Genomic DNA, 3,784 nt, shown 5'->3' with positions numbered 1-3,784 from the left:
TGTCCCAGTTTGACCAGGATGAGGTCCCCCGCCGGGTGCCCGTACGTGTCGTTGACCTTCTTGAAGTGGTCGATGTCGAACAGGAGGAGTGTCAGGGGATGCGAGTAGTTCCGGGCGCGGCGCAACTCCGCCTCGAACCGCGGGGTGAAATATCCCCGGCTGTAGACCCTGGTCAGGGGGTCGATCGCTGCGCTTTGCTCCGCCGACTCGATCGTCGTGGCGTGCTGGAACGCGTTGCCGAGCAGGTCCGCCATCATCGATGCGAAGGCCATTTCCTCGCTCAGGCGGATTTCGCTCGAAACCACCACGAGGGCGCCCACGACCTCCGAATCCATGGTCACCGGGGCCACGAGATCCGCCATGATCCCGTTCCTTTCCAGCGAGGTCAACCCCGTCGGCCATTTTGTTTTCGACGAGATGTGATCTTCCTTCGTGGTGACGACCCGGTTGGAAAGGGCCATCCCCAGGACTCCGTCTTTGGGGCTGACGCGGATCTTTCCTTTCCAGTTCGCCGGGAAACCGACTCCCTCGACCAGAGTGAACTGGGTTTCCCCCTTGGCCGGGGCGAAGAACCCGACCTGGGAGGCGTGGAAGAATTCCTTCATGAACCGGACGGCGATCGGTGGGATGGCGGTGATGGCCAACCTCCCGGTCAGGCTCCTCACGATCATCGGGATATGGGTGGCGATCTCCCTCTTCCGTTGGAGTTCCGCCTGCGTCCTGGTCATCTCGTTGGTCAGTTCCTGAAAGCTCCGCATCAGGCGCTCGGTTTCCGTCTTGCCCTCGGTCTCCGTGGATTGGCGGATCAGCCATCCGAGGATGAACCCCAATATGGCACCCGCCATGGCGGCCACCGCTATCAGGGGGGAAAACAGGTCCTGGCCCATCGCCTCTGTAACCCTTCCTCGTTCCGGGATCCGGTGCGCTTTCCCTTGTCCTTCTACTTCGTGAGGCAGTGGGGGGAATTCCCGTTCGGGATGATAGTAACAACAAAAAGGGCGGAATAAAATATCCTTGTTTCAGATTCCGGTCCGATCCTGGAAAAATCGCGAACGATCTTCCCGCCCCCCCTTCGGGCCGGGGCCTTTCCGACGACCGGAAATGCGATTTTGCGGCGGCCCTTCCGTCCCTGTACAATACAGGGCAACGGTGGCGCGGTCGGGTGGGGGAATGACCCATCCGCCGGGCGGCCCCAATCGCGCGGAGAAACAACAACCCAGGACCGGAAAGGGGAGACCCCTCCGCGGTCCGGGGATCCAGGGGATGACCGCTTTTTCCGACATCGGCGACCTGCCCGAACGGGCGGCGAATCTCGCCGCCAGGCTATCGGAGTGCGACATCTGCCCCCGGATCTGCCGGGTGAACCGGAAAGCGGGGGAACGGGGCGTCTGCGGCGTCGGGAAGAACGTCGCGGTGGCGTCGTTCGGCCCCCACTTCGGCGAGGAAGCCCCCCTGGTGGGGTACAAAGGCTCGGGGACCGTCTTCTTCTCCGGCTGCAACCTCCGGTGCGTCTTCTGCCAGAACTACGAGATCAGCCACCAGGTCGAGGGGAGCGAGGTGTCCGCGGAGAGGCTCGCCGGCATCTTCCTTTCGATCCGTTCGATGGGCTGCCACAACCTGAACCTGGTCACCCCGACGCATGTGACGCCCCAGGTCCTGGAGGCCCTGTCCATAGCCGCGTCGCGCGGGCTGGCGATCCCGGTGGTGTACAACTGCGGGGGGTACGAGAGCGTGGATACGCTGCGGCAGCTCGAGGGGGTGGTCGACATCTACATGCCCGACGTCAAGTTCCTCGACGCGGAGGCGGCGGCGCGGTACTGCGACGCCCCGGATTATCCCGAGGTGGTGCGCGCGGCGCTTGCGGAAATGGCCCGTCAGGTGGGGCCTCTTTCCCTCGATCGCCACGGGATCGCCCGCCGGGGGCTTCTCGTCCGCCACCTCGTCATGCCCGGGGAGGCCTCGACGACCCGGGAAGTGATCGACTTTCTCGCCGACGGGATCGGGAAGGACACGTACCTGAATCTGATGAACCAGTACCGCCCGTGCGGACGGGCGCTCGAGTTTCCGGAGATCGGCCGGCGGACCGCGGAAAGCGAGTGGCGGGAGGCTCGGGACTACGCCCTGAGAAAGGGCCTGAGTCGCCTGGACGGACTGTAACCCCAGGATCACGCGGAGGATAGGTCGGTGAATCCCCTGGCCAAAGCCTATCTGGAGAGGATTTTCCATGCCGCCGTGGCGGCCGTTAACCCGGAAATGCTGGTCCTTTCCGCCTTGCAGAGGGAGGGGGATGGGGTTTCCCTCCGGTGCGGAAGGGTGTTCGCCACGGCCCGCTGGGACGAGGTGCGCAACATCTACGTGGTCGGGGGCGGCAAGGCCGCCAGGAAGATGGGGGAGGCGGCCTCCCGCGTTTTGGGTGAAAAGGCGACGGCAGGGATTCTCGCCGTGCCGCGAGGATCCGGTGGGGAATGGGGGCCTCTCGCGTTTCTCGAGGCCGGGGATCCCATCCCCGACGAGGGGAGCAGGGAGGCCACCCGGCGCGTGATGGACCTTTTGTCGAAGGCGGGGGAAGATGACCTCGTCGTTGCGCTCCTGTCCGGTGGCGGCTCCGCCATGCTCTCCACGTTACCGGCGGGCATCTCCGTCGGCGAAAACCAGCGCGTGGTCCAATTCCTGCTGCACTCGGGGGCGGACATCGGCGAGATCAACACGGTGCGGAAGCATCTCTCCCTGGTGAAAGGGGGACGGATGGCGGAGGCCGCACACCCCGCCCGCGTGTGGGTGCTTCTTCTTTCCGACGTGCCCGGGTCCGATCCGTCCGTCGTCGCCTCCGGACCGTTTTCCCCTGACCCCACCACCTACCGGGACGCCTTGACCATTCTTGCGCGGCGTAAGATCCTGCCGAACGTCCCGGCTTCCGTGCGCGAGCATCTCGAGGCAGGGGATGTCGGAAGGATCCCCGAGACCCTCAAGCCGGGAGACCCGGCCTTCGCAGGGGTGATGGCGGCCGTCCTCGCGACCAACCGGACGGCCCTCGAGGCGGCCGCTGTGGCCGCGAGGGGCGACCGCGCGGCGATGGTCCGCACCCTGCCGGGGTTCCTGCGGGGAGAGGCCCGGGAATGCGGGCGCGCTTTCGTGTCGGAAATGCGGAAGGTGTCGAACATGACGTCCCCCGGGCACACGATCATTCTACTTGCGGGGGGGCAGACGACGGTGACCGTTACCGGAAAAGGAAAAGGGGGCCGGTGCCAAGAGTTCGCCCTCGCCGCCGCGATCGCTCTGGACGGTGTGGAGGATATGGGGATCCTCTGCGGGACCACGGACGGGATCGACGGCGTCACAGACGCCGCCGGGGCGTTCGCCTACGGAGACACCTGTGCGAGCGCAAGGACCAAGGGGTACTCCCCCCGCGCCCACCTCGTCGACAACGACTCCCACGCAGTTCTGTCGGCGCTCAACAACCTCTTTCATACCGGTCCGACCGGAACGAACGTGGCGGACATCGCGGTCGGGGTGATCGCCCCCGGGCGGCGGGAGAAACGGTGAGTCCCCAAAGGTCTGCCGCGCCTTGACACCGGTCGCTCCGGGTTGGTACATTACAGTTTAGCACTCTTCCTGTTCGAGTGCTAAATTCCTCCCCGGGAAAGGGAAAATGACGGTAGTGCTGGATGACCGAGGAGCGAAGGTGCTTCGCCTCATCGTCGAAGATTACATCGAATCGGCGGAGCCCGTCGGCTCGCGCACCATTTCCAAGAAGATGGGGCAGGTCCTCTCGCCCGCCACGATC

3 protein-coding genes are annotated in these 3,784 nt (G+C 65.1%); 2 read left to right on the top strand and 1 reads right to left on the bottom strand.

Going from position 1 to position 3,784, the window contains the following annotated elements; genetic code table 11:
* A partial coding sequence (locus VJ307_06300; protein ID HJX73751.1) for a sensor domain-containing diguanylate cyclase occupies positions 1 to 887 on the bottom strand: 887 nt, incomplete at its 3' end.
* Between the two features lie 376 nt (positions 888 to 1,263).
* Here VJ307_06300 and VJ307_06295 point away from each other — a divergent pair.
* Together VJ307_06295 and VJ307_06290 are read left to right on the top strand one after the other, a co-directional pair.
* Positions 1,264 to 2,157 carry a radical SAM protein gene (locus tag VJ307_06295; protein ID HJX73750.1) on the top strand — a complete coding sequence of 298 codons (894 nt, stop codon included), beginning with the start codon at positions 1,264 to 1,266 and terminating at the stop codon, positions 2,155 to 2,157.
* Between the two features lie 27 nt (positions 2,158 to 2,184).
* Complete coding sequence (locus VJ307_06290; protein ID HJX73749.1) at positions 2,185 to 3,543, top strand: DUF4147 domain-containing protein; 1,359 nt, start codon at positions 2,185 to 2,187, stop codon at positions 3,541 to 3,543.
* Positions 3,544 to 3,784: the final 241 nt, after the last annotated feature.

Source organism: Candidatus Deferrimicrobiaceae bacterium (genome assembly GCA_035256765.1).
GTDB lineage: Bacteria > Desulfobacterota > Deferrimicrobia > Deferrimicrobiales > Deferrimicrobiaceae > CSP1-8.
The sequence above is the reverse complement of the archived record's forward strand: the minus strand, read 5'-3'. Positions and strand labels throughout refer to the sequence as shown.

Bases quoted from the DNA above. Each gene is read 5' to 3' on its own strand.
- VJ307_06295 (HJX73750.1), top strand. From the start codon at position 1,264: ATGACCGCTTTTTCCGACATCGGCGACCTGCCCGAACGGGCGGCGAAT.